The following is a 22,018-nucleotide window of genomic DNA, read 5'->3' as shown; positions in this document are numbered from 1 at the left end:
ATTTCCTTCGTAGGCGGACGGCTAGCGCAGCGGGGCGCCCCAGCGCACCTGCTCACGCAACTGGTTCTTGAGCAGCTTGCCGCCCGCATTGCGCGGCAGGGGCTCGGTGCGGACCGCGGCGAATTGCGGAATCTTGAAGTCGGCGAGGTGATCGCGGCAGTGCGCGAGCACCGCGTCGATATCGACGGCGGCCACGTCGCCGAAGAGCACGGCCCCGACCTTCTCCCCCATCACGTCGTCGGGCACCGCGAGCACCGCCGCGTCTGCGACCCCCGGGGCCGAGAGCAGCACTGCCTCGACCTCGACGCTCGAGACGTTCTCGCCACCGCGAATGATGATGTCCTTGATCCGGTCGACGATGTGCACCCGCCCGGCCTCGTCGACACGCACGATATCCCCGGTGTGCAGCCAGCCGTCGACAATCGCGTCCGCGGTGGCCACCGGCTTGTTCCAGTAGCCGGCGGTGACATTCGCGCCCCGGACGACCAGCTCCCCGACAGTGGGGTCATCGCCGATCGGGGCGATCGCGATATCCACCGTCGGCACGGCGTACCCGACCGAATCCGCGTGCGCGGCCGCGTCCGGATCGGGCAGCACGGTGATCACCGCCGCCGTCTCGGTCATGCCGTAGCCGTTCATCAGAGACGCCTGCGGGAAGGCGGCTTTCAGCGCCCGCACCAACGACGGCGCGATCGGTGCGCCGCCGTAGCCGACGGTGCGGACCGCGGACTTGTCCGCTCCGGCGAACTCCGGGTGACGAAGCAGGAGGGAATACACGGCGGGCACGCTCACAACGAACGAGATCCGCTCCGCCTCGAGCACATCGATCAGTGTGGGCAGATCCAGCGCGGGCAGGATCACCGAGGTCCCGCCCGCGTAGGCGGCCACCAGCAGCTGCGAATTGCAGGCCGTGACGTGGAACAACGGGACGGAGATCAGGGTGCGCAGGGCCGGTCCGCTGTCGCGGGCGATCCCGGAACAGCGAATCATGTTCTCGGCGTTGGCGATGAACGCCTCATGCGTGGTCGGCACACCTTTCGGGTGTCCGGTCGTGCCGGAGGTGTAGAACAGTGCCGCCACTTCGCCGGTCCTGAGCGCGGACGCCAGGTACGGGTCACCGTCCGGCAGGGGCGAATCGGCCGTCAGCTCGACGGTGACGCCCGCGTCGTCCAGCACGTACCGGACCTCCGGCTCCGCCGACCGGGTATTGACCGGCACCGCGATCCCGCCCGCCAGCACCGTGCCCCAGAAGGCGAGCACCCACCGCACGCCCGCGGGATACCGGATGGCGACCCGATCACCGGGTCGCACACCCGCGGCGCGCAGCCCACCGGCCACGCGCGCCGCGCGATCCCACAGCTGCCCGTAGGTGAGCCGCTCACCGCCGACCTCGACGACCGCCTCGGCCTCGGGGCGGGCATCGACGTGCGCGCGCAGCATCTCCACCAACGTGGCGGGCAGATCGGCGTAGTGCGCGATACCCCGTTCGTCGGTCTCCACCGCGGATCGCTCGAAAGGGTTGTACGAGCGCGGGATACGGACGATCGCGGGGGTCATCCGACGGTCCCGGCGAGGCGGCCTGAATTCATGATGACGTTCTTTCTCCCTGTGAGCGTGCCGGCGGGGCCGCCGCCGGCACGTGCGAGCTGTTCTCTGGCAATCGGCCGGGTCGACCGAGCGGGCTCAACCGCGCAGCGCCGAGGCGAAGATCCCGGGCAAGGCGGCGAAACCGGGTTTGTGCGCGAAGCCGGTCAGGCGTCGCAGAGTGGTGGCGCCGGTGCGGTTGGTGACGAACCACGGCGGCTTCGGCGAGAGCGTGAACTCGCCGTTCAGCACCGATCTCGGGGCGGGCCGGAAGGGACCGCGCACCACGGTGCGTTCGGGGTCGGCGATGAGCAATCCGTTGTGCACGACGCCGATTCCGCTCTGGATGTCGGCGATGGTGTGCCCCGGGAACGCGCCCCAGGTGGCGCGGGCGGTGAGGTAGCCCAAGCCGGTCCAGGCGTTGACAGCCACGGTGCCGTAGCGCAGCGCGGCCACCGCGGCGTCGAACCGGTCGCCCAGCTCACGCATGGTCGCGGGGTGGGCGATGAGGTTCACCCCCAGCGTGCCCTCGATCTCCGCGTTGCACACCTGGACCGCGTGGTCCAGGAATTCGGCTGGGCCGCCGGGCAATTCGATGACGCCGAGGACCGGCGCGAAGTACTCGGTGTGCAACGCGGGCTCGTCGCGCTCGGGCGCCAGGCCCTCGATCAGCACCCGTGCGCCGATCCGCTGCGCCTGCGGATAGGCGGCACACGCGTCCGCCACCCGATCCGCCGATCCCGGGTAGTAGTCGGACCGGCGCGGCGCGCGTTCGATCGCCGCGCGCAGTTCGTCCAGGAATCGGTCCTTCTGCGGCCAGTCGGCGGGAATCACCGCGACCTGGGCGGCGACGCAGTTGTACCCGTTGTTGTGCAACCGCTGGGTGGCCAGGTGCTCGGCCTGGTAGCGCAGATCCGCGGCCGACCAGCGGCCGGGGACCACGATCGTCGGTGAGACGCCGCCCAATTCGCTCGTGATCGGTTTGGTGAGCAGCGGTGTGCCCGCGGCCCGGTTCCGCATGGCCTCGACGCCGGAGCCGAACACGATCGCGTCATGGGTCACCGCGCTGCCGGTCATGTGCACCGCGCTCACATTGGAGTGGTGCACCAGGGCCGCCCCGATGTCCGGTCCGCCGGTGATCAGGCGCAGGAAGCCGCGCTCGACCAGCGGCGCGAAGATCTTCGCGAAGACCGGCAACAGCGGATCGGTGATCGGGTTGAGCTTCAACACCACCACGCGGTTGTAGGCGTAGAGCTGATACAGCACATCCAGCGGGGCGATGGAGAAGATATTGCCCGCGCCCAGCACGACGCCGACGCCGCCGGTCGCGGTCGGGGTCAGCTGTCCGAGCCCCGCACGGGCGCGCACGGTCTCGGCGTCGACGCCGGGCCGCGACCAGACCTCGGCGCGAAAACCGTTGAGCAGCAAGGTATCGAACAGGCCGTGCGGGAACACGTCGACAGCCGTGCGACCGCCGGGCGCGGCGTGCACGGGGTAGCCGTCGACCGGGCTGCGCCCCTCCTCCAGGGCGAGCAGCGATTCCGCGAGCGCCGTGGTGGCGGTGAGCAAGGAGTACGGTCCACTGACCCATTCCTCACCCAGCAGCGGCGAGTCCGGGGACAGCTGCTTGATGCGGGCGGCGGCGTCCACCCACTCCTGCGCGAACCTGGCGGTATTGGCATGGATCTCGTCCAGCAGCACCCGGCGCGCGGACAAAGACGTACGCGCCCATTGAATTTCGCCGTTCCGCAGCGCGGCGACGGCGGCGTCGGCCGTCGCGGTCACCGTGCCGGTCATGAGTGACCTCCGGCGGAATCGGCGTCCTCGACGATCATGTCGGCGGCCTTCTCGGCGATCATGATGGTGGGGGCGTTGGTGTTGCCGCGGACCACCGACGGCATGACCGACGCGTCGGCCACCCGCAGGCCGTCCACGCCCAGTACCCGCAGTCGCGGGTCCACGACCGCGCCGATGGCGCAGGTCGAGGTCGGGTGATAGAGGGTCTGTGCCGTGCGCGCCGCGAAGTCGAGCAGGTCGGCGTCGGAATCGCTCGCCGGGGTGAGGAATTCGCCGGTGGTGAGCTCGCGCAGCGCGGGCTGCGCGGCGATGTCGAGGGCGGCGCGCAGACCCGCGATCACGCCGGCGCGATCGGCCTCGGTGGCGAGGTAGTTGTGGTGGATGCGCGGCGCGGTCGCCGAGGACGCGGAGCGCAGCGTGAGCGTCCCACGGCTCTCCGGGTTGACCAGGCACGGGCCGAACGCGTAGCCGTGCTCGGTCGCGACGCCCATGCCCTCACCGTGGAAGAGCACCGGGGCCATGTGGAACTGGATGTCGGGTCCCGCGAGTCCGGTTCGGGTTTCGACGAATCCACCCGCCTCACCGATATTGGAGGTCAGCGGACCACGGCCCGCGTTCTCCAGCAGGCCGAGGTTCTCCAACGAGAGCGCGGTCATCAGCGACTCACGGTCGGTCCGGTAGTTGAGGAACACCGACAGGTGGTCCTGCAGGTTCTCGCCGACCGGCAGATCGCTGACGACCTCGAACCCGAACGCCGCCGACTGCTCGGCCGGGCCGATGCCCGACAGCAACAGCAGCTGCGCCGACCCGTACGCGCCCGCGGTCAGAATGACCTCCCGTCGAGCGGAAATCACTTCGACGCCCTCGCCTCGGCCGACCACCACGCCCGTGGCGCGGCCCTTCTCGACCACTACCCGGTGCGCGAGCACATCGGTGAGCACGGTCAGATTGGGGCGCTCGAGCACCGGATGCAGATAGGCGACGGCGGCGCTGCAGCGCATCCCGTTGCGCTGCGTCACCTGATACCGGCCCACTCCCACCTGAGTGGCGCCGTTGAAGTCGTCGTTGCGACGATGACCGGCTTGTTCGGCCGCGTCCAGAAACGCTTCCGCCAGTGGATGTTCCGACCGGCTGTCACTGACCGACAGCGGGCCGCCGGCGCCGTGGTAGGTGTCCTTGCCGCGCTCGTTGTCCTCGGCCTTCACGAAGTACGGCAGCACCTCGTCGTAGCTCCAACCGTCCGCGCCGTTCGCCGCCCAGCCGTCGTAGTCGGCGCGCGCTCCGCGGATGTAGATCATCGCGTTCATGGAGCTGGATCCGCCCAGCACCCGGCCGCGCGGCAGGTAGGCGCGGCGGAAGTGCAGTCCCGCTTCGGGTTCGGAGTCGTAGTCCCAGTCCAGGGGACCCTTGAACAGCGACGGGAAGGCGATCGGCAGGTGAATCTCCTCGGCGGTGTCCCGCGGCCCGGCCTCGATCAGCGCCACGCGCACGCTCGGGTCCTCGGACAATCTGCTGGCCAGCACGGATCCGGCGGACCCCGCGCCTACGACGACGTAGTCGTACACGATCGGCACCTCTCTTGATTCATCCCGATATCGGGGCGCTATGACCCCGGTCACTGTCGATGTCGATACTGCGTGGCCAGGGCGATGAACACCATGTGCCGGCGCTCACCGATATGGGTGCTGATTGTGCGGGCGCACATCCCGACGCGGGGTCTGGCGCAAGTCTCGCGGCCGCACTATCCTACTCAAACTCGAACTCGATTCGACTACGAGATAGGCCCGGGCCACGGACGGGCCATGACCCACAGGAGAACGACCATGAGGACCCAACGAATCGTCTTCATCGGGGCCGCGGGAGAGATGTGCCGGCTGGCCATCGAACGGTTCGCCGTCGCCGGTGGCGACTGGGAGCTGGCGCTCTACGACATCCGCCCCGAACTGCTCGAACAGCTGGTACGGCGGCTGCCGCCGGGCCGCGCGAGCGCCGCGCGGCTCGACCTGTACGACCGCGAAGGACTGCGCGCCGCCATCGAGGGGGCCGCGCTCGTCGTGCTCGGCGCCGGTCCGTACATCCGCACCGCCGGCCCGGTGATGGCGGCATGCCTGGAGGCCGGGGTGCCGTATCTCGATTTCGACGACGACATCGAAAGCACCTTGCACGCACTGTCTTTGCACGAGGACGCGGTAGCGGCCGGGGTGCCGATGTACATCGGCTGCGGCGCGTCGCCCGGCTTCACCAACGTGCTGGTCGCCGACGCGGCCGCGGAACTGGACCGGGTCGACAATATCGACGTGTACTGGGTGGTCGGCGATGAACGCGGTTCCATCGGCCGCGCCGTGCTCGACCACATGCTGCGGGTCGCCGCCGGCCCCTGCATGACCTGGGAGAACGGCGGGCCGGTGCTGCACCAGTCCTGGGTCGAGACCCGCTGGACGGAGCTGGGCGGCGGACTGGGACTGACCATGGTGCACGAGACCGCGCACCCCGAGCCGGTGACCCTGCCCCGAAAGTACCCGGACGCCAAGAACATCCGATGTTTCGGCGGACTGGATCCGGCGCCCTACAACGGCATCGTCCGCGGTGTCGGACTGGCCGTGCAGAAGGGCACGATGCCCATGGTGAAGGCCATCGACTTCCTCGAGGCCCTGATGACCAACAAGTTCGGCAACGTCCAGGGCTGGCGCAACGCGTTATCCGGATTGCGGAACCTCGTGCGCACCGGAGAAGCCACCCGCACGGAACTGATCAAGTTCGTCGCGCTGGCGGCGGTGGGCCATACCTTTCCCCACAAGACCGGCCTGAAGGTCGAGGTGACCGGACTCCGAAACGGACTACCGACGACGGTCAGCCGGCGCACCCCGGTCAGTGGACCCGGCACCTATCTGTTCACCGATATGGCCGCGGCGACCGGAACGGCTTGCGCCGCGTTCATGGTGGTGGCGCTCGACGAGCAACCCGGCACGCGCGCAGGAGTTTTCACGCCCGAGGAATGGGCCGAGCCGGAGCGCTTCTACAAAGGCCTCGAACGCGTCGGCACCCCGCGCGACGAGATCTTCGACGTCTCGCACTAGGACCCGGGGTTGATCATGGATCTGAAAACCGCACTGTACGCGCTCGCCGATCTGCTGATGATCGTCGCCGGATTCAGCTACGGCTGGAAGTTCATCCGGAATTACGGAAACTATCTGCTCGGCCTCGAATGGATCATCGTCGCGAGTTCCGGAACCAATTTCCTCGTCTTCGGACTCGTCGGCGCCGGCGAAACCAGCCCGATGTATCACCTCGCGTTCTTCTTCGACGCGTTCTCCCGGTCGATCGGAATCACCGTGATTCTCGTCCTGGGTCTGATGCAGGTCACCCACGGGTTCAAGCCGTCGCTCGCCGTCGATGTCAGCGTCTTCGGGCTGGCCATCGTGGGCGGACTGGTGATGTCCTGCTTCGCCGATGAACTCGGCCTGGCGGGGTCCATCTTCTACGTCGCCATGAATGCCCTGACCAGCCTGTTCCTGCTCTACTTCGCCCGGCGGCTGTGGCGGGTCGGCGAACACGGCAAGGCGCTCGCGGTCGTGGCCGTCACGGCCGCGGCGGCGGCGATCGCCGGGATCTACGACTTCTACCGCATCCCCGGCGACGACGAGCACCACACGATCTTCTACATCCTGGCCCTCACCACCTGGGCGTGCCAGATGGTCGTGTACTACTACGCCTATCGCGCGCTGTACGACAGCAACGGTGGCCGCCAACGAATTCCGGCCCCGGACCGAACCGCGGTTCAGCCCTCCGGCGCGTAGGACGACAGGTAGACCGAGACCAGCCGCCTGGCCTGTTCGAGGGTGACGTCGTCGCCGTTCGGATCCTTCCGGAAGGCGACGTCGAAAATCCGGTCGCCGGCCTCGAATGCCAGCTCGACGACGAGTTCCGGGGTGTCCGGCCGGATCAGGTCCCGGTCCACCAGGTGCCGCCACAATCGAGCCGCCTGCGCCACATCGAAAATGCTCGCCAACTCACCGAGTGTCGAATTACGCCCGGCATACCAGAGCACCGCGAAACTCGGGTGCTCCCGGAAGTACCCGAGGTATACGTCGATGATGGCATCGCAGATCTCCGCCAACGTGGCGGGCGCGGCGTCCAGCATCGCGCCGACCCGTGCGTCGAGTTCGCGCAGATGCCGTTGTGCGAGTTCGGTCTCGACCTGGGCGCGATCGGCGAAGTAGTGGTAGACCGAGGCGAGCGGAATGCCTGCTCGCTCCCCCATCGCCTTGAGAGTCGCCGCGTCGTAACCCTGTTCGGCGAGCAGGTTCTCGGCGGCATCGAGAATGGCCTGCACGCGTTCCACGCCACGGCGTTGCACCGGGGCGGGGCGAACGGATGTCCGGGAACTCTGCCGATTATCGAACACGATTCGAGATCGTATCAAGGCGGGCCGCCCGCACCCGCGCTGGAGGGTGGCACAGGGATCCGAATTCGAATACGATTCGAGTTCGAGTTAATTTCATGAGGTAGCACTCATGATCGCCAGAGTCAGGAGTCGTAATGGCAGCGCAGGAAGTGCGTGAGGAATCCACCGAGGTAGTAGTCGTCGGCGCGGGAATGGCGGGCCTGGCGGCAGCGACCACGCTGGCGCGAGAGGCGGAGGTGGTCGTGCTCGAGTCCAGCGATCGCGCCGGCGGACGGGTCGAGACCGTCCGGCAGGGCGACTACTGGATCAATGTCGGCACGCAATTCACCGAAGGCACCGGCGCGCTGATCGATGCCCTCGACCGTCACGGCATCGAACGGGGCTCGCTCGCGGGCAAGAGCGTCGCGCTGTACCTCAATGGCGGACTGGTGGACACCGCGAATCCCGTCGCTCTCATGTTCCGGACGCGAATGTCCCTGATGGACCGGATCGGCATGGCCATGGTCGGCGCACGCATTCTCGCGGTCGCACCGTTCCTGGAGTCGCAGAGCCGATTCGCGCGACGTCTTCGCGCCAAGCTCGATGCCAAGTCGGCGTCCTATCTGCTGAAGGGCGTCCGGTCCGAGCTGGCCGCCGACATCGTCCGGTCATGGGCGGCGCAGTGGATGGGTTGCGAGGTGGAGGAAACCGCTGCCACCCAGTTCGTCACGTCGGTGGGCATCGCGTTGACCGACCCGGAGAAGGTTCCGAACTTCTCGCTGCCGGTGGGCGGCAACCAGACATTGACCGACGTGCTGGCGGAAGACCTCGGCGACCGCATCCGGTTGAACTCGGTCGTGCGGTCGGTCCGGCAGGACGGTGACGACGTGGTCGTCGAGTACCTCGACGGTGATCGACCGGTGCGCCTTCGTGCCCGGCACGCCATCGTCACCGTGCCGGCCGACATCGCCGAGCGGATCATCCCGGACCTCCCCCAGCGGTACCGGACCGCTTTCGACGACATCGCCTACGGTCGCTACCTGGTCGTCGGGTTCTTCACCGACGAGGTCGGTCCGCAACGCTGGGACAACTATTTCGGCGTCTCGACCCCGCAGATGTCGTTCCAAGCGATGTTCAATCACGCCGCGGCGATGCGCACCGCCGGCGAGCGGAAGCCGGGTGGAGCACTCGCCTGTTTCGCCGGCGGCGCCCAGGCCGACAAGCTGTTCGCCCTGTCCGACGACGAGGTCGTCTCGCGGTTCACGAAAGACCTGATCACCCTGTACCCCGAACTCGAGGGGAAGCTGAGCGATGGCATCGTGCGGCGGCACCATCGGGTCGTACCCTTCTGGGCAGCCGGGCGAAAGACCTCACTGCCGGCGTTGCGCGCCCCGCTCGGAAGCATCTACCTCGCAGGCGATTATCAACTCGAGATGCCGTCACTCGCCGAGGCAGCCGAATCGGGCGAGCAAGCCGGGAAGGCCGTGCTCGCGAGTCTTCACCGCGTTCGCTGAACGGGGTTCAGGCCTGGGACAGCACCCGGGTTCCGAGCCGATGCGCGATCTCCAGGGCGAGTTCCACCGCCAGCCGCCGTTCACCCGGCCGGTAGCCGAGCAGCTCGGTGGCGCGGGCGACGCGCTGTAGCACCGTGTTCCGGTGGGTGTGCAGCCGCGCCGCGGCGCGCGGTGCGTTCTCGGCCTCATCCAGGAATACCCGCAATGTTTCGCGCAGTCGCCAGGCCGCCGGGGTGTCCGCGGCCAATGGGCCCAGCGTGTCGGCGACGAATTCCGCTGCGCGGGGCGGGTTTTGCGCCGCCAGCGCGGTGACCTCGAGATCACGGAAGAGAGTCACCGGGGCAGCGTCGGGATGCCCGGCGAGCAGATTGTGCATTCCCAGCGCGGCCTCGTGCGAACGCCGGAATCCGGCGATACCCGAACGCGGCGGCCCGACCGCCACCCGGATGCCCGGCTGCGCAGCATCCCACGCGCCACGCAAGACATCGATGGAGGGCAGGGTGTCGCCGCTCATCCACGCCCAGAGCGCGGAACCGCCCGCGGAGAGAGTGAGCGGCGGCCGCGCCCCCGCCGCCCGGGCCAGCATGGTGGCCGCGGATTCCAGCGCGCCCTGCACCTCACCGGCCGAGGCCGACCAGAGCACCAGCGCGATATGGGTGCGGGCCAGGTCGTATCCGAGCCGTTCGCCGGCCCGGCGGCTGTCGATCGGCGCGCCGTCGAGGATCAGGCGGATGGTTTCGGTTCGGCGCGCCAGCGCCCCGCCGAGGATCTCCTCGCGCTCCCGCTGCGCGACCGAGATAACCCGCGCGACAACCTGATCGACGTACTCGAACATGCGTTGCGCCGACACCTCGAGCAACGGCACCAGCAGCGGGCCGGTGCCGGCGATACGGGTGGCATGGGCCAGGTAGTGCCGCCACGCGATGTTCTGCCCGCGCCGATAGGACTGGAAGATCACATCCAGATCCAGTCCGCGGCGCGCGACCGTGCGCGCCACGTCGAGCGCCTCGGGTGGGACGTCGATCGCGGACAGCCGGGCCTCGCGGCGGGCGAAAATGGTGAGCAGCCGTGCCGCATTGGCGCGATTGCTGGCCGACATGTCCGCCACCAGGGCCGCGTCCGCACCGACCATCGGGGTCAACTCGATCTCGGCAGCGTCCATCTCCGCGACCAACTGGTCGAGGTCGGCCAGCATCAGCTCGGCCACCCGGCCCATGAGGTCGATGAGCTCGGGCGCCGGGGCGGGACTGTTCATGAGGCCAGTGTGCCGCAGCACATATTCGAAGGCAAAGTGCGGCTCTGCGGACATACCCACGGGCCGGAGCCGCTCCTAGGGTGAACTGAATCACAGCCCGCGGCCAGGAGACCATTCGTGACAACGCAATCCAGCCATACCGGCACGACCGATTTCGACGTGCTGATCATCGGCGCCGGAGTATCCGGCATCAGTGCCGCCTATCACCTCGCCACGCGCCGCCCGCGCACCACGTTCGCGGTCCTGGAGGCCCGCGATTCCGTCGGCGGCACGTGGAGCCTGTTCCGGTATCCGGGCATCCGCTCGGACTCGGACATGCCGACCTACGGTTTCGGCTTCAAGCCGTGGACGCATCGCAAGTCGATCGCGGACGGGCACCTGATCCTGGACTACCTGCGTGACACCGTCACCGAAAACGGTCTCTCGGAACACGTTCGGCTCGGATACCGAGTGCTCGAGGCGCGGTTCTCCACATCGACCGCACGCTGGACCGTGCTCGCCGAACGGACCGGCGGCGAGCCGGTGCGGTTCACCGCGCGATTCCTGTTCCTGGGCACCGGGATGTACGACCACAGCGCCGGTTACACCCCCGATTTCGCGGGGGCCGACGAGTTCGAAGGCCGGATCGTGCACCCGCAGCACTGGCCGCAGCAGATGGACTACACCGGCAAACGCGTCGTCGTGATCGGCAGCGGCGCGACGGCGGTGACACTGATCCCCTCCATGGCGGACAAGGCCGCTCACGTCACCATGCTGCAGCGCTCGCCGAGCTACGTCTTCTCGATGCCCGCCGAGGACGTCATCGCCAACGCCTTGAACACGGTGTTCGGCCACGAGCGCGCCGCGGCGATGATCCGGCGCAAGAACATCGCGATGACTCGCGGGATCTACAAGGCGTGCAAGCGCGCTCCCCGGTTGACGCGCCGGTTGCTGATCGGCCTGGTGCGGCGGCAGTTGCCCGCGCATTTCGATGTCGACACCCATTTCACGCCCCGCTACAACCCGTGGGACCAGCGGCTGTGCGTGGTTCCGGGCGGCGACCTGTTCCAGGCGATCTCGAGTGGGCGCGCCTCGGTATGCACCGACCGGATCGCACGGTTCACCCCGACCGGCATCGAGCTCGAGTCCGGGCAGCACCTGACCGCCGACATCATCGTCACCGCAACAGGTTTCGCCCTCTCGCCGCTGGGACGCATTCGGCTCGAGGTCGACGGACGCGAGGTGGATCTGCCGTCGACGACGGTCTACAAGTCGATGATGCTGTCCGAGGTGCCGAATCTGGCGTTCGTCGTCGGGTACACCAATATCGCCTGGACGCTGAAGGCGGATCTGGTCAGCGAGCACTTCTGCCGTCTGCTCGATCACATGGACGCCAACGGTTTTCACACCGTCGCGCCGGTGGCTGCCGACCCCGGTATGGGGCGCGTACCGCTGGTGGGCGATCTGAACTCGGGGTATGTCCAGCGCGGAATCGAGGGCTTCCCGCGGGCGGGCACGACCGGCCCGTGGTCGGTCGAGATGGCGTACGAACGCGACGCCGAGCGCCTGCGCGGCGGATCGATCCAGGATGCGGCCCTGCGCTTCACCTCCGGTGCGCCCGGCTCCGCCGAGACACCGGCACTCGCGACCACGACGGGCGGAGACCGATGAGGAGCATCACCTTCACCAGCCACGGAACCAGCTGCGCCGCATGGCATTTCTCCGGGATCGGCGCCGCGCCCGAACGACCGTGTGTGGTGATGGCGCACGGCTTCGGCGGCACACGCGATACCGGCCTGCTGGGCTACGCCGGTGATTTCGTGGCCGCCGGGTTCGATGTGCTGGTGTTCGACTACCGCGGCTTCGGGGACTCCGAAGGCACTCCACGGCAGCATGTTTCGTATCGGCGGCAACGCGAGGACTATCACGCCGCCATCGCCGCCGCCCGGCGCCTGCCCGGCGTCGATCCCGATCGCATCGTGCTGTGGGGGACCTCGTACTCCGGTGGCCACGCGGTCGTGGTCGCCGCCCAGGATCGGCGGATCGCGGCGATCGTGGCGATCACGCCCGCCATGGACGGTCTCGCCACCCTGGCACATGTGGTGCACCGCAGCGGTTTCCGCGGGCTGGCGCGCGCCGCCGGGCACGGTCTGCGCGATCTCTCGCGCGCCCTGATCGGCCGGTCACCCCATCATGTGCCGATTGTCGGTCCGCCCGGATCGGCGGCCATGATGAGTAGTCCTGGAGCCGTCGAAGCCGTGCTCCCGGTTGCCGGACCGACCTGGCGCAACGAGGTGTGCGCACGAGCGGCCTTGGAGGTCGGCCTGAACCGGCCGATCACTTTCGCCGGACAGCTGCGGTGCCCGATCCTGGTGCAGGTCGGCACCGACGACAGCGTGGCGCCACCCGCTGCCGCCCGTCGCGCGGCAGCCAAGGCGGGGCGGCGGGCACAGATCCGCGAGTACCCCGTCGACCACTTCGATATCTATCAGGGCCCGTGGCAGCGCCGGGCGGCGGCCGACCAGCTGGACTTCCTGGCCGGCGTACTGCACTGACCTCGATCCCGTCATCGGCATCGGGACGCGGAGGCGCGACCGATACGGTCGCGGCCCATTGACGGACCCTCGGGCCGACTACTCGGAGCCGGCCGGGCCCTTCTCCGTTGCGCCGGTGGCCAATCCGCCGAGGAGGTCGTGCACGAGTGCCTCGGCCCGACTGCGCGCCTGGTGCGGGTCGTCGCTATCGGTGATCAGTAGCGACAGTTCGGTCAGCGCGCCGTAGAAGGCGCCCGCGATGAGTTCGGCCGGGTGGGGCCGGATAAGTCCGGCCTCCAGCAGATTCCGGACCGCCTGGACGATCAGGCTGCCGAGGTGGCGCTGATCCAGTTCGCGCCAGCGCTGCCAGCCCAGTCCGATCGGGCCCTGGAGCAGGACGATGTGGCGGTAGTCGGGTTCGGCGCAGACGTTCAGGAACTCCTCCACACCGCGGTCGACGCGGTCGAAGGGCGCGGAGGCCGACTCGATGGCGGCGCGGATGCGCTGTGCCGCGCGACTTTCCCAGTCGTCGACGACCGCCTCGAACAGGCCGCGTTTGCCGTCGAAATGGTGGTACAGCGCGCCGCGGGTCAGGCCCGCGGCGCGGACCAGTTCCTCCGCCGACAGATCCGCGTAGTCACGGTGGGCGAACAGCTGCCCGGCCGTCTCGAGCAGGGCCTGCCTGGTGTTCTCCGCGTATTTCCCGCGAAAGGATTCCATACAGAATGAATATCACATACAGTCCGTATGTCAGATACACGCTGTATGAAGGCTGGTTGTCATGGAGAAGTCAGTGGACGTCGTTGTCATCGGGGCGGGCATCGCGGGCCTCCTCGCCGCTCGTGACCTCACGCGGGGCGGGGCCGAGGTGCTCGTACTCGAGGCGCGCGACCGGGTCGGCGGGCGGCTGTTGAACCAGGAGCTACCGGGCGGCGCACCGATCGAGGTCGGCGGGCAGTGGGTCGGACCGGGGCAGGATCAGATCCTCGGGCTGATCGACGAGCTGGTCCTGACCACCTTCCCCACCTATGACACGGGTCGTCATATCGCCGAAATCGGCGGCGGCCGTTCGGAATACGTCGGCCGGATCCCCAAGTTGAACCCCTTGGCGCTGGCCGACTTCGCGCAGCTGCAATGGCGACTGGACCGCCTGGCGCGCCAGGTCCCGACGGACGCGCCGTGGCACGCCGACCGGGCCGCCGAACTGGACGCCCAGACCTTGGCCACCTGGCTGCAACACGCCGGTCGCACCACCGGCGGGCGGAGTTTCCTGCGTGTGATCACCGAGGCGGTCTTCTCCGCCGGGCCCGAGGATCTGTCCGCGCTGTGGGCCGCCTTCTACATCAACGCGGCGGGCGGACTGGACGCGCTGATCAATACCCGGGGCGGAGCACAGCAGGACCGCATCGTGGGCGGTTCACAGACCATCGCGCTGCGCTTGGCCGAGGAACTCGCGGACCAGATCGTCCTCGACGCACCTGTCACCGACATCGATTGGGACGCAACGGGAGTCGTCGTCACAGCACGCGGGATGACGGTGCGCGCCCGCCGCGCCGTGGTCGCGGTGCCGCCGCCCCTGGCGGCCCGCATCCGCTACACCCCCGGCCTGCCGGGTGATCGCGACCAGCTCATCCAGCGTATGCCGATGGGCCGCGTCATCAAGTTCAATGTCGTCTACGACGAGCCCTTCTGGCGCCGTGCGGGTCTGAGCGGCCAGGCCAACAGCGATCAGCGACCGCTGGGCACCGTCTTCGACAACACCCTGCCCGGAGACTCCCCCGCCGTGCTGGTCGGCTTCCTCGAAGGCCGCCACGCCGACCTCGGCGCCCGCCTCGACCCCGCCGCGCGCCGCGCCCAGGTCCTCGACGACCTCGCCGGATACTTCGGCCCGCAGGCCCGCAACCCCATTGCCTTCATCGAACGCGATTGGGCCGACGAGGAATACAGCCGCGGCTGCTACGGCGCCTTCACCACCCCCGGCACGCTCACCCGCTTCGGCCCCGCCCTCCGAGCCCCCATCGGCCCACTGCACTGGGCAGGCACCGAAACCGCGACCCGATGGGCCGGCTACATGGACGGCGCCGCCGAATCCGGCCACCGCGTCGCCCGCGAGATCGGCGCGCGCCTGGCGCCCGCCGAAGCCGGGCGCGATCACCGGCCGGCCGCGCGCCGCTGAAGCGAGGAGGAGCTAGTCCTTCTTCATCTGCTCGTAGATGCGCTTGCACTCCTGGCAGACAGGGGAGCCGGGCTTGGCGGACTTGGTCACCGGGAAGACCTCGCCGCACAGGGCCACGACGTGGGTGCCCATGACGGCGCTCTCGGCGATCTTGTTCTTCTTGACGTAGTGGAAGACCTTGGGGGTGTCGTTGTCGGTCGAGTTGTCGGTGGTCTCTTCCGGACGGACCAGGGTGTCAGTGCTCACGGGTTCAATGATGCCAGGTCGGCTTGCCACCGGGCGGGCGGCGTGTGCATCCGACGCGCTGTAGTGGAAGACTCGGGGTATGCAGCGTGACGGCGAATCCCAGGCCGACGGCAGTAGCGGCGAGGGTCGCCCGGACGTCGAGTTCCACCCCGCCGGTTCGATCCCGAAACCTCCCCGGCCCTCCCAGGGGTACTTCCCGGGCGAGGGGAAACAGCATCCTGCCCTGATCACCGAGGCGCAGACCTCGCTCGAACAGCAGCATCGGGACCGGGTGCGGCGGTACATCACCATCATGGCGTTCCGCATCCCATGCCTGATCGGCGCGGCAGCCGCCTACGGGCTGTGGCACAGCTGGTGGATCTCGCTGCTGATCATCGGCGTCTCGGTGCCGCTGCCGTGGATCGCGGTCCTGATCGCCAACGACCGGCCACCCCGCCGCAGCGACGAGCCGAGCCGCTGGGACGGGCGGCGCGATCAGACCGCCCTGGAATCAGGACCGCACAAGTCCATCGACGGAACGCCGACCCCTAAGGGCTTCCAGGGGTGAGCCCCGACTCCCCCGCCGCCGTCCGGCGGGCGGGTATGGCCGCGGACAGCAGTGCCGCGATACCGCACAGGGCACCCGCTACGAACCACGCCGTCGTGTAACTGCCCTGCACGTCCCGGATCACGCCCGCGCCGAAAGCGGCCAGCGCCGAACCGATCTGATGTGAGGCGAACACCCAGCCGAACGCGACCGGACCGTCCTCACCGAAGTGCTTGCGGCACAACGCGACCGTCGGCGGCACGGTGGCGATCCAGTCCAGGCCGTAGAAGATGATGAACGCCCACATGCTCGGCTGCACGTCCGGCCCGAACAGCACCGGCAGGAACAGCAGCGAGACCCCGCGCAGCGTGTAGTAGGCGACCAGCAGGTAGCGCGAGTCCAGGCGGTCGGTGAGCCAGCCCGAGGCGATGGTGCCCGCGACATCGAACGCGCCTACCACGGCCAGCAGCCCGGCGGCCGTGGTCGCGGGCATGCCGTGATCGTGGGCGGCGCTCACGAAATGCGTGCCGATCAGGCCGTTGGTCGACGCCCCGCAGATGGCGAAACCGCCCGCCAGCATCCAGAACACGGGCTTGCGGACGATGGCGGCCAGCACCGTGAGCGCCCGCGCCGCACCACCGGGAGCCGTGGTCCGCACCCCGACCGCGCTGCCCGGCTCCGCGCCGTAGGCGCGCACCCCGACATCACCGGGGAAGTCGCGAATGAACAGCAACACCAGCGGAACTACCGCCAAGGCCGCCACCGACACCACGATCGACGGGGTGCGCCAGCCGTGATCGCGCGCCAGGCTCGCGATCAACGGCAGGAAGATCAGCTGCCCGGTCGCTCCCGCCGCGGTCAGCACACCGGTGACCAGGCCGCGCTGCTTCACGAACCAGCGGCCGGTGATGGTGGCCACGAACGGCATGGACATCGACCCGACCCCGACTCCCACCAGCAGGCCCCAGGTCGCCATGAGCTGCCACGGCCGGGTCATGAACACCGTGAGCCCCGCCCCGGCCGCGATCAGCACCAGCGCGCACGCCACCACCCGGCGGATGCCGAACCGGTCCATGAGCGCCGCCGCGAACGGCGAGATCAGGCCGTACAGCAGCACATTCACCGAGACCGCGGCCCCGATGGTGCCGTGTGACCAGCCGAATTCCTGATGCAGCGGATCCATGAGCACGCCGGGCACCGAGCGGAATCCGGCCGCGCCCAGCAGCGCGATGAAGCCGACCACGGCGACGATCCAGGCCGGGTGCAATCCCCCGCGCATCGGGAGGTCGCCTGGCTCGCCCGCCGCGCCTGTGCCCGAGCCGGATCCCGCCCGATCAACGGTGGACTCCGCCTCGGCCCAGACCGTGCCGCCGTCCGGCGATTCCCGGTCCAGGTCATCCTTCAGTTCGCTCACCGATCGAGCGTGACCGAAATCCCCTACCGGCACGAGTGGCCTGAATGCCACAATGCGTCAAGATCTAGCCAACCGTGAGGGGAGACACCGTGCAGGCACCCCACCTCGTCGCCGTCCTGGTCCTGGAACCCACCGTCGGCTTCGACATGACCATTCCGTCCATGGTGCTCGGCGCGGCCACGGGCGAGGACGGCGAACCGCTCTACGACGTGCGCATCTGCGGTCTCGGCAGCGGCGGCATCACAGCGGTCGGCGGATACACGGTCATCCCCGGGCACGGACCGGAACTGCTCGCGCTCGCCGACACCGTGATCGTGCCCGGCACCCGCATCCCCGGGCCGCGGCAGGACGGCACGCTGCCACCCGAGCTCGCCGACGCCCTCGCCACCATCCGCCCCGGCGCACGCATCGTGTCCATCTGCACGGGAGCGTTCGTGCTGGGCGCGGCCGGACTGCTCGACGGCCACCGCGCCACCACGCACTGGCGGTTCGCCGACCAGTTCCGCGCCCTGTATCCGCGGGTCGCCCTCGACGAGAACCAATTGTTCGTGCAGGACGGCAACCTCTGGTCCTCCGCCGGACTGGCGGCCGGAATCGACCTGTGCCTGCACCTGATCCGCACCGACCACGGCACCGCCGCCGCCAATGGCGCGGCCCGCTACTGCGTGGTGCCGCCGTGGCGGGAAGGCGGCCAATCGCAGTTCATCGAACGACAGGTCCCCGAGGCCGGCAGCGACGGCACCGCGCCCACCCGCCGCTGGGCGCTGCACCACCTCGACGACGAACTCGATCTGAACGCCCTTGCCGCGCACGCCCATATGAGCGTGCGCACCTTCACCCGCCGCTTCAAGGCCGAGACCGGCATGGCGCCGGGCGCCTGGATCCTGCAGCAGCGCGTCCGGCACGCCCGGCATCTGCTCGAGACCACCGACCTGCCCGTCGACGAGGTGGCGCGCAACGCGGGCCTGGGCACCTCCGCCTCACTGCGCCATCACATGCGTTCCGAACTGGGCGTGCCGCCGTTGACCTACCGTAAGACCTTCCGCAAGCGCGAAACTCTGGAGACAGCATGACCATTCGCTGGGTATGGGCCTTTCTCGACCGGCCCGCCGCGGAATTCGACGACTGCGCCGAATTCTGGACCCGAGTCACCGCGACCACACGGTCGGCGCCGCGCGGTGAACACGACGAATTCCTCACGCTGCTGCCGGACTCCGGCGCACCCACGCTCAAGATGCAGTCCACCGGCGGGCCGGGCCGCATCCACCTCGACCTCGATGTCGACAATGTCGTGGCCGCCACCGAACGCGCCGAACAGCTCGGCGCCACCCTCGACGGCGACTACATCCTCACCGAGCGCATCGGCTACGCCGTGCTGCGCTCCCCCGCCGGAATGCCGTTCTGTTTCACGCCGTTCCGCGACGCCACCGGCCCGCTCACGCCCACCGTCACCGGGCCGTCCGGCGATCGCAGCCGGCTGGATCAGATCTGCCTCGACATCGGGGCGAGCGACTACGACACCGAATCCCGCTTCTGGACCGAGCTGACCGGGTGGGCCTGGAAACCGGCCAGCCTGCCGGAGTTCTCCCGCCTCTCGGCCCGCCCCGGACTCCCCCTCGAGCTCCTGCTGCAGCGCCTCGGCGAGGACCGGCCCACCTCCGCGCACCCCGATATCGCCTGCACCGATATCGAAGCCACCGCGACCTGGCACGAGGGTCTGGGCGCGCGCCGCGTCGAGCAGGGCAAGCACTGGCTCGTCATGGCCGACCCGTCGGGCCTGCCCTACTGCCTCACCGGTCGCCAACCGGCATGAACGAGCCCGGCACCCCGGATCGGATCCGGGGTGCCGGGCTCGAGCTCGGGCAGGGCTCGGGAATCCCCGAGAGCCCCACCGAGGGTTGGTGTTACTTCCGTTCGGTCTGCGGCTGGCGCCGCGCCTCACCGGAATTGGCCAGCGCCTCCAGATCTTCGAGGAATCTCTCGATACTGTCGGCGCGGGACTGCGGTGATCCGATCTGCTCGCGCACCTTCTCCTCGGTGAGCGCGAGCATGGCGGCCGCCAGATCCTGTTCCAGGTCCCGGATCATCTGCCTGCGGTACTGCAGGATCTGATCGCGGCCCTGCTTGCGGACCCGCTCCACCTCCGCCGCGGCGGCCTCGCGCATCTGGAGAATGATGCGGTCGGCGTCGGCGCGGGCCTCCTCGCGCATACGCTCGAGTTCGGCCTGGGCCTCGGCGACGGCATTGTCGTAGGCGGCTTTGGCGGTGGCCAGCCGATCGGCCGCCGCTTCGCTCTCCTCGAGTTGCCTGCGGATCTGGTCCTGAGCGTTGTTCATGATCTTCTTCACCGGTGGCACAACGTATTTCATGATGAACCACACGATGACGGCGAAGCCGAACAGCTGACTGAGGAAGACGGGCCAATCGAAGGTGATGTGGTAAATACCCTCGGCGAGATGGGTATCGGTGAGGATCATGCAGACCCCCGTCCTCTCTGCTGGCCCGCACTGGTCCGGGCACGATCGTTCCCGCCCAGGACCCGGCCGGCCAGGTCCTGAGCGAGTGGTTCGACGGCTTCGCGTAGTTCGGCGGCGACCTGGTCGGCCTCGGCGCGCAGGTGCGCCGTGGACTCGGCCACGATCTGGTCGGCCTCTTTCTGGGCCTCGCCGCGCATTCCCTCGAGGATTGCCCGCCCCTCGGCCCGGGCCTGGTTGCGGATGTCGGCCGCTTCCAGTCGGGCCTTCTCGAGGGCTGCCTCGTAGCGCGCTTCGGCTTCGGCGAAGGTTTCGCTGGCTTCCTTGGCGGTCGCCGTCGTGACCTCGACACGTGCCTCCCTTTCCGCCAGCACCTTTCGGATCGGCGGAACCACGAAGAACCAGATGACTGCGAGCACGATCAGGAAGATCAATAACTCGGCGACGAAGGTGCCGTTGGGAACCAGAAAGTTCCCCGCGGCCTCCACATCCGTTCTGGGAGACATGATGACTTCTACTTACCGGGAGTAGCGAATACGAACAGTGCCATGAACGCTAGATTGATGAAGTAGGCCGCTTCGACCAGACCGACGGTCAGGAAGAAGTTCACGCGCAAGCGGCCTTCCGCCTCCGGCTGCCGGGTGACGCCGTTGATCAACGCCGCGCCGGCCAGACCGTCACCGATGCCCGCACCGATGGCACCGCCCGCCAGAATGATGCCGCCGCCGATGAGGGCGCCTTGAACGATACTCGCGGTTGCTGGGTCTGCCATTGTTCACTTCCTTGTTTTGAAAAATAGATGCAACCCAAATGGGCGCAACGCCGAACGGCCGAAGCCGCTCAGTGGTTTTCACTCTCCAGCGACATAGACTGGCTGAAGTACAGAATGGTCAGCAGGGCGAAGATGAACGCCTGAATCGCCCCGACGAACAGGTCGAAGAGTTTCCAGACGGCATTCGGCCCCCAGCTGATCCAGAACGGGAACAACGTGATCACCGAAACCATGACGCCGCCCGCGAACATGTTGCCGAAAAGTCGCAAGGAGAGCGACAGCGGCTTGGCGATTTCCTCGACCACATTGATGAAAACCATGGGACCCCAGCCGGTGTGGCCCTTGAGCAGCTGTTTCGCGTGCCCGCCCGCCCCGCGCCGCCACGCGCCCGCGGCGTGATAGAGCAGGAACACGAACAGGGCGAGCGCCAGCGTGAAGTTGAAGTCGGACGCCGGCGGCGCGATCAATTCGCCCGAACCGTACTGAACGGGCAGAACCGACAACCAGTTCGACAGCAGGATGAACGTGAACAGCGTGACCGCCAGCGGCAGCACGAACGGCGCGACCGTCATCCCGATGGCGGTCTCCACCTGGGAGCGCATCTGGACCGTGATGGTCTCGAAGAACAGCTGCACCCCGTTGGGCACGCCCGAGGTGATCTTCGCCCGCAGATAGAAGGCCAGGCCCAGCACGATCAGCGCGGCCACCGCGGTGGAGACGATGGTGTCGACATTGAAGGTCATGCCCAGCAGGTGCGCCTGGGCGTGATCGCCGACGTGGATCTTGGCCTCACCCGAGGGTTCCTCGGCGGCCAGTATGGCGTAGATGCTCATGACTGCTGTCGAAGCCCTTTCACCTCGGGCAGAGCCGTATGGAGAACCAGAATCAGCTGAAAGACCGCCAGCCCGAAGAAGATTCCGACGCCGTAGGGACGGGTCAGGAATGCCACCAGAATCGACAGCCCGGTCAGAATGATCAATCGAGACGCCGAGGACAGCGCCAACTTCTGTTTGCTAGGAGTTTCCGCATCAGTGATGCGCACGATGGACATCCACGTGAGCCGGGCATTAACCCAGCCGAGCGTCAGACCGGTAGCCATGAAAACACCCAGCAACAATCGATCCAACGCACCAGTGACCATCAATGCCAGTACGCCGAAAGCGATCGCAATTGCAGTCGCCCTCCGCATCCGGAGCCTGTTGAGGTCCAATACGACACCGCCTCGCCGTCATCCCACCTCGTAGTGGGGCCGTGCATGATCAATAGCATACACAGCCCAACCTCGTTGCGGGGCAGTATTTTTGATCTTCAAATTGTTGATCTTGAAATTCTGAAACGCTTTTCAGCGAACTTTCCGCCAATT

General features: G+C 68.1%; 22 protein-coding genes. 9 read left to right on the top strand and 13 right to left on the bottom strand.

The features are described from left to right. Positions 1 to 21 precede the first annotated feature (21 nt). The 3 genes from ACQPYY_RS12510 to ACQPYY_RS12500 form a co-directional block, all read right to left on the bottom strand. Positions 22 to 1,557 (bottom strand): class I adenylate-forming enzyme family protein, encoded by a 1,536-nt coding sequence (locus ACQPYY_RS12510; protein ID WP_433593850.1) that lies wholly within the window; start codon positions 1,555 to 1,557, stop codon positions 22 to 24. Between the two features lie 126 nt (positions 1,558 to 1,683). Continuing rightward, positions 1,684 to 3,381 carry an aldehyde dehydrogenase family protein gene (locus ACQPYY_RS12505; RefSeq protein WP_433593849.1) on the bottom strand — a complete coding sequence of 566 codons (1,698 nt, stop codon included), beginning with the start codon at positions 3,379 to 3,381 and terminating at the stop codon, positions 1,684 to 1,686. Beyond that, on the bottom strand, positions 3,378 to 4,946 hold the full coding sequence (locus ACQPYY_RS12500) for a GMC family oxidoreductase (RefSeq protein WP_433593848.1): 1,569 nt from the start codon (positions 4,944 to 4,946) through the stop codon (positions 3,378 to 3,380). The genes ACQPYY_RS12505 and ACQPYY_RS12500 overlap by 4 nt, the downstream gene beginning before the upstream one ends. 258 nt (positions 4,947 to 5,204) lie before the next feature. Between ACQPYY_RS12500 and ACQPYY_RS12495 the strand changes: the two genes are divergently transcribed. Beyond that, complete coding sequence (locus ACQPYY_RS12495) at positions 5,205 to 6,458, top strand: saccharopine dehydrogenase family protein (protein WP_433593847.1); 1,254 nt, start codon at positions 5,205 to 5,207, stop codon at positions 6,456 to 6,458. A gap of 15 nt (positions 6,459 to 6,473) precedes the next feature. After that, on the top strand, positions 6,474 to 7,178 hold the full coding sequence (locus ACQPYY_RS12490) for a transporter (RefSeq protein WP_433593846.1): 705 nt from the start codon (positions 6,474 to 6,476) through the stop codon (positions 7,176 to 7,178). Here ACQPYY_RS12490 and ACQPYY_RS12485 read toward each other — a convergent pair. Continuing rightward, complete coding sequence (locus ACQPYY_RS12485; protein ID WP_379096844.1) at positions 7,160 to 7,786, bottom strand: TetR/AcrR family transcriptional regulator; 627 nt, start codon at positions 7,784 to 7,786, stop codon at positions 7,160 to 7,162. The two genes, ACQPYY_RS12490 and ACQPYY_RS12485, sit on opposite strands and share 19 nt — an antisense overlap. Before the next feature lie 134 nt (positions 7,787 to 7,920). Here ACQPYY_RS12485 and ACQPYY_RS12480 point away from each other — a divergent pair, with 134 nt between their 5' ends. Further along, positions 7,921 to 9,279, top strand: coding sequence for a flavin monoamine oxidase family protein (locus tag ACQPYY_RS12480; RefSeq protein ID WP_433593845.1), 1,359 nt, complete (start codon positions 7,921 to 7,923; stop codon positions 9,277 to 9,279). A gap of 7 nt (positions 9,280 to 9,286) precedes the next feature. Here the strand turns inward: ACQPYY_RS12480 and ACQPYY_RS12475 are convergent, their stop codons facing one another. Beyond that, a complete protein-coding gene (locus ACQPYY_RS12475; protein WP_379096840.1) occupies positions 9,287 to 10,534 on the bottom strand; it encodes a PucR family transcriptional regulator in 1,248 nt (415 codons plus the stop codon). 117 nt (positions 10,535 to 10,651) lie between these two features. Between ACQPYY_RS12475 and ACQPYY_RS12470 the strand changes: the two genes are divergently transcribed. After that, on the top strand, positions 10,652 to 12,184 hold the full coding sequence (locus ACQPYY_RS12470; RefSeq protein WP_433593844.1) for a flavin-containing monooxygenase: 1,533 nt from the start codon (positions 10,652 to 10,654) through the stop codon (positions 12,182 to 12,184). Then, positions 12,181 to 13,068: an alpha/beta hydrolase gene (locus ACQPYY_RS12465; RefSeq protein ID WP_433593843.1), complete on the top strand. Its 888-nt coding sequence runs from the start codon at positions 12,181 to 12,183 to the stop codon at positions 13,066 to 13,068. Before ACQPYY_RS12470 ends, ACQPYY_RS12465 begins: the two co-directional genes overlap by 4 nt. A gap of 78 nt (positions 13,069 to 13,146) precedes the next feature. On the opposite strand, the gene ACQPYY_RS12460 is transcribed toward ACQPYY_RS12465, so the two are convergent. Continuing rightward, the gene (locus ACQPYY_RS12460) at positions 13,147 to 13,767 is read right to left on the bottom strand and encodes a TetR/AcrR family transcriptional regulator (RefSeq protein WP_433593842.1); all 621 of its coding nucleotides are present in this window, start codon (positions 13,765 to 13,767) and stop codon (positions 13,147 to 13,149) included. Positions 13,768 to 13,828: 61 nt separating this feature from the next. Here ACQPYY_RS12460 and ACQPYY_RS12455 point away from each other — a divergent pair, with 61 nt between their 5' ends. Next, positions 13,829 to 15,223: a flavin monoamine oxidase family protein gene (locus tag ACQPYY_RS12455; RefSeq protein WP_433593841.1), complete on the top strand. Its 1,395-nt coding sequence runs from the start codon at positions 13,829 to 13,831 to the stop codon at positions 15,221 to 15,223. 12 nt (positions 15,224 to 15,235) lie between these two features. Here ACQPYY_RS12455 and ACQPYY_RS12450 read toward each other — a convergent pair whose 3' ends face one another. Next, positions 15,236 to 15,469 carry a DUF3039 domain-containing protein gene (locus ACQPYY_RS12450; RefSeq protein WP_357283025.1) on the bottom strand — a complete coding sequence of 78 codons (234 nt, stop codon included), beginning with the start codon at positions 15,467 to 15,469 and terminating at the stop codon, positions 15,236 to 15,238. Positions 15,470 to 15,548: 79 nt separating this feature from the next. On the opposite strand from ACQPYY_RS12450, the gene ACQPYY_RS12445 reads away from it, so the two are divergent. Then, on the top strand, positions 15,549 to 16,016 hold the full coding sequence (locus ACQPYY_RS12445) for a DUF3099 domain-containing protein (RefSeq protein WP_433593840.1): 468 nt from the start codon (positions 15,549 to 15,551) through the stop codon (positions 16,014 to 16,016). Here ACQPYY_RS12445 and ACQPYY_RS12440 read toward each other — a convergent pair. After that, positions 15,997 to 17,274, bottom strand: coding sequence for an MFS transporter (locus ACQPYY_RS12440; RefSeq protein ID WP_433594634.1), 1,278 nt, complete (start codon positions 17,272 to 17,274; stop codon positions 15,997 to 15,999). The genes ACQPYY_RS12445 and ACQPYY_RS12440 overlap by 20 nt on opposite strands. Before the next feature lie 281 nt (positions 17,275 to 17,555). On the opposite strand from ACQPYY_RS12440, the gene ACQPYY_RS12435 reads away from it, so the two are divergent. Both ACQPYY_RS12435 and ACQPYY_RS12430 read left to right on the top strand, forming a co-directional pair. Continuing rightward, positions 17,556 to 18,482 carry a GlxA family transcriptional regulator gene (locus ACQPYY_RS12435; protein ID WP_433594633.1) on the top strand — a complete coding sequence of 309 codons (927 nt, stop codon included), beginning with the start codon at positions 17,556 to 17,558 and terminating at the stop codon, positions 18,480 to 18,482. After that, a complete protein-coding gene (locus ACQPYY_RS12430; protein WP_379096818.1) occupies positions 18,479 to 19,222 on the top strand; it encodes a VOC family protein in 744 nt (247 codons plus the stop codon). Before ACQPYY_RS12435 ends, ACQPYY_RS12430 begins: the two co-directional genes overlap by 4 nt. Positions 19,223 to 19,313: 91 nt before the next feature. On the opposite strand, the gene ACQPYY_RS12425 is transcribed toward ACQPYY_RS12430, so the two are convergent. From ACQPYY_RS12425 to ACQPYY_RS12405, 5 genes are all read right to left on the bottom strand, one after another. Further along, positions 19,314 to 19,886, bottom strand: a complete 573-nt coding sequence (locus ACQPYY_RS12425) for a hypothetical protein (RefSeq protein ID WP_379096815.1) — start codon at positions 19,884 to 19,886, stop codon at positions 19,314 to 19,316. Continuing rightward, positions 19,883 to 20,389 (bottom strand): F0F1 ATP synthase subunit B, encoded by a 507-nt coding sequence (locus tag ACQPYY_RS12420; RefSeq protein ID WP_357093465.1) that lies wholly within the window; start codon positions 20,387 to 20,389, stop codon positions 19,883 to 19,885. The genes ACQPYY_RS12425 and ACQPYY_RS12420 overlap by 4 nt, the downstream gene beginning before the upstream one ends. An 8-nt stretch (positions 20,390 to 20,397) precedes the next feature. Next, positions 20,398 to 20,655 carry a F0F1 ATP synthase subunit C gene (locus tag ACQPYY_RS12415; RefSeq protein WP_040810042.1) on the bottom strand — a complete coding sequence of 86 codons (258 nt, stop codon included), beginning with the start codon at positions 20,653 to 20,655 and terminating at the stop codon, positions 20,398 to 20,400. 68 nt (positions 20,656 to 20,723) lie between these two features. Next, positions 20,724 to 21,488, bottom strand: a complete 765-nt coding sequence (gene atpB, locus ACQPYY_RS12410; protein WP_379096811.1) for a F0F1 ATP synthase subunit A — start codon at positions 21,486 to 21,488, stop codon at positions 20,724 to 20,726. Next, entirely contained in the window at positions 21,485 to 21,844 is a 360-nt protein-coding gene (locus tag ACQPYY_RS12405; protein ID WP_213561291.1) for a hypothetical protein, read from the bottom strand. The genes atpB and ACQPYY_RS12405 overlap by 4 nt, the downstream gene beginning before the upstream one ends. Positions 21,845 to 22,018 lie beyond the last annotated feature (174 nt).

The organism is Nocardia sp. CA-145437, assembly GCF_050956485.1.
Classification (GTDB): Bacteria; Actinomycetota; Actinomycetes; order Mycobacteriales; family Mycobacteriaceae; genus Nocardia.
This window is presented reverse-complemented; position numbering and strand designations above follow the sequence as displayed.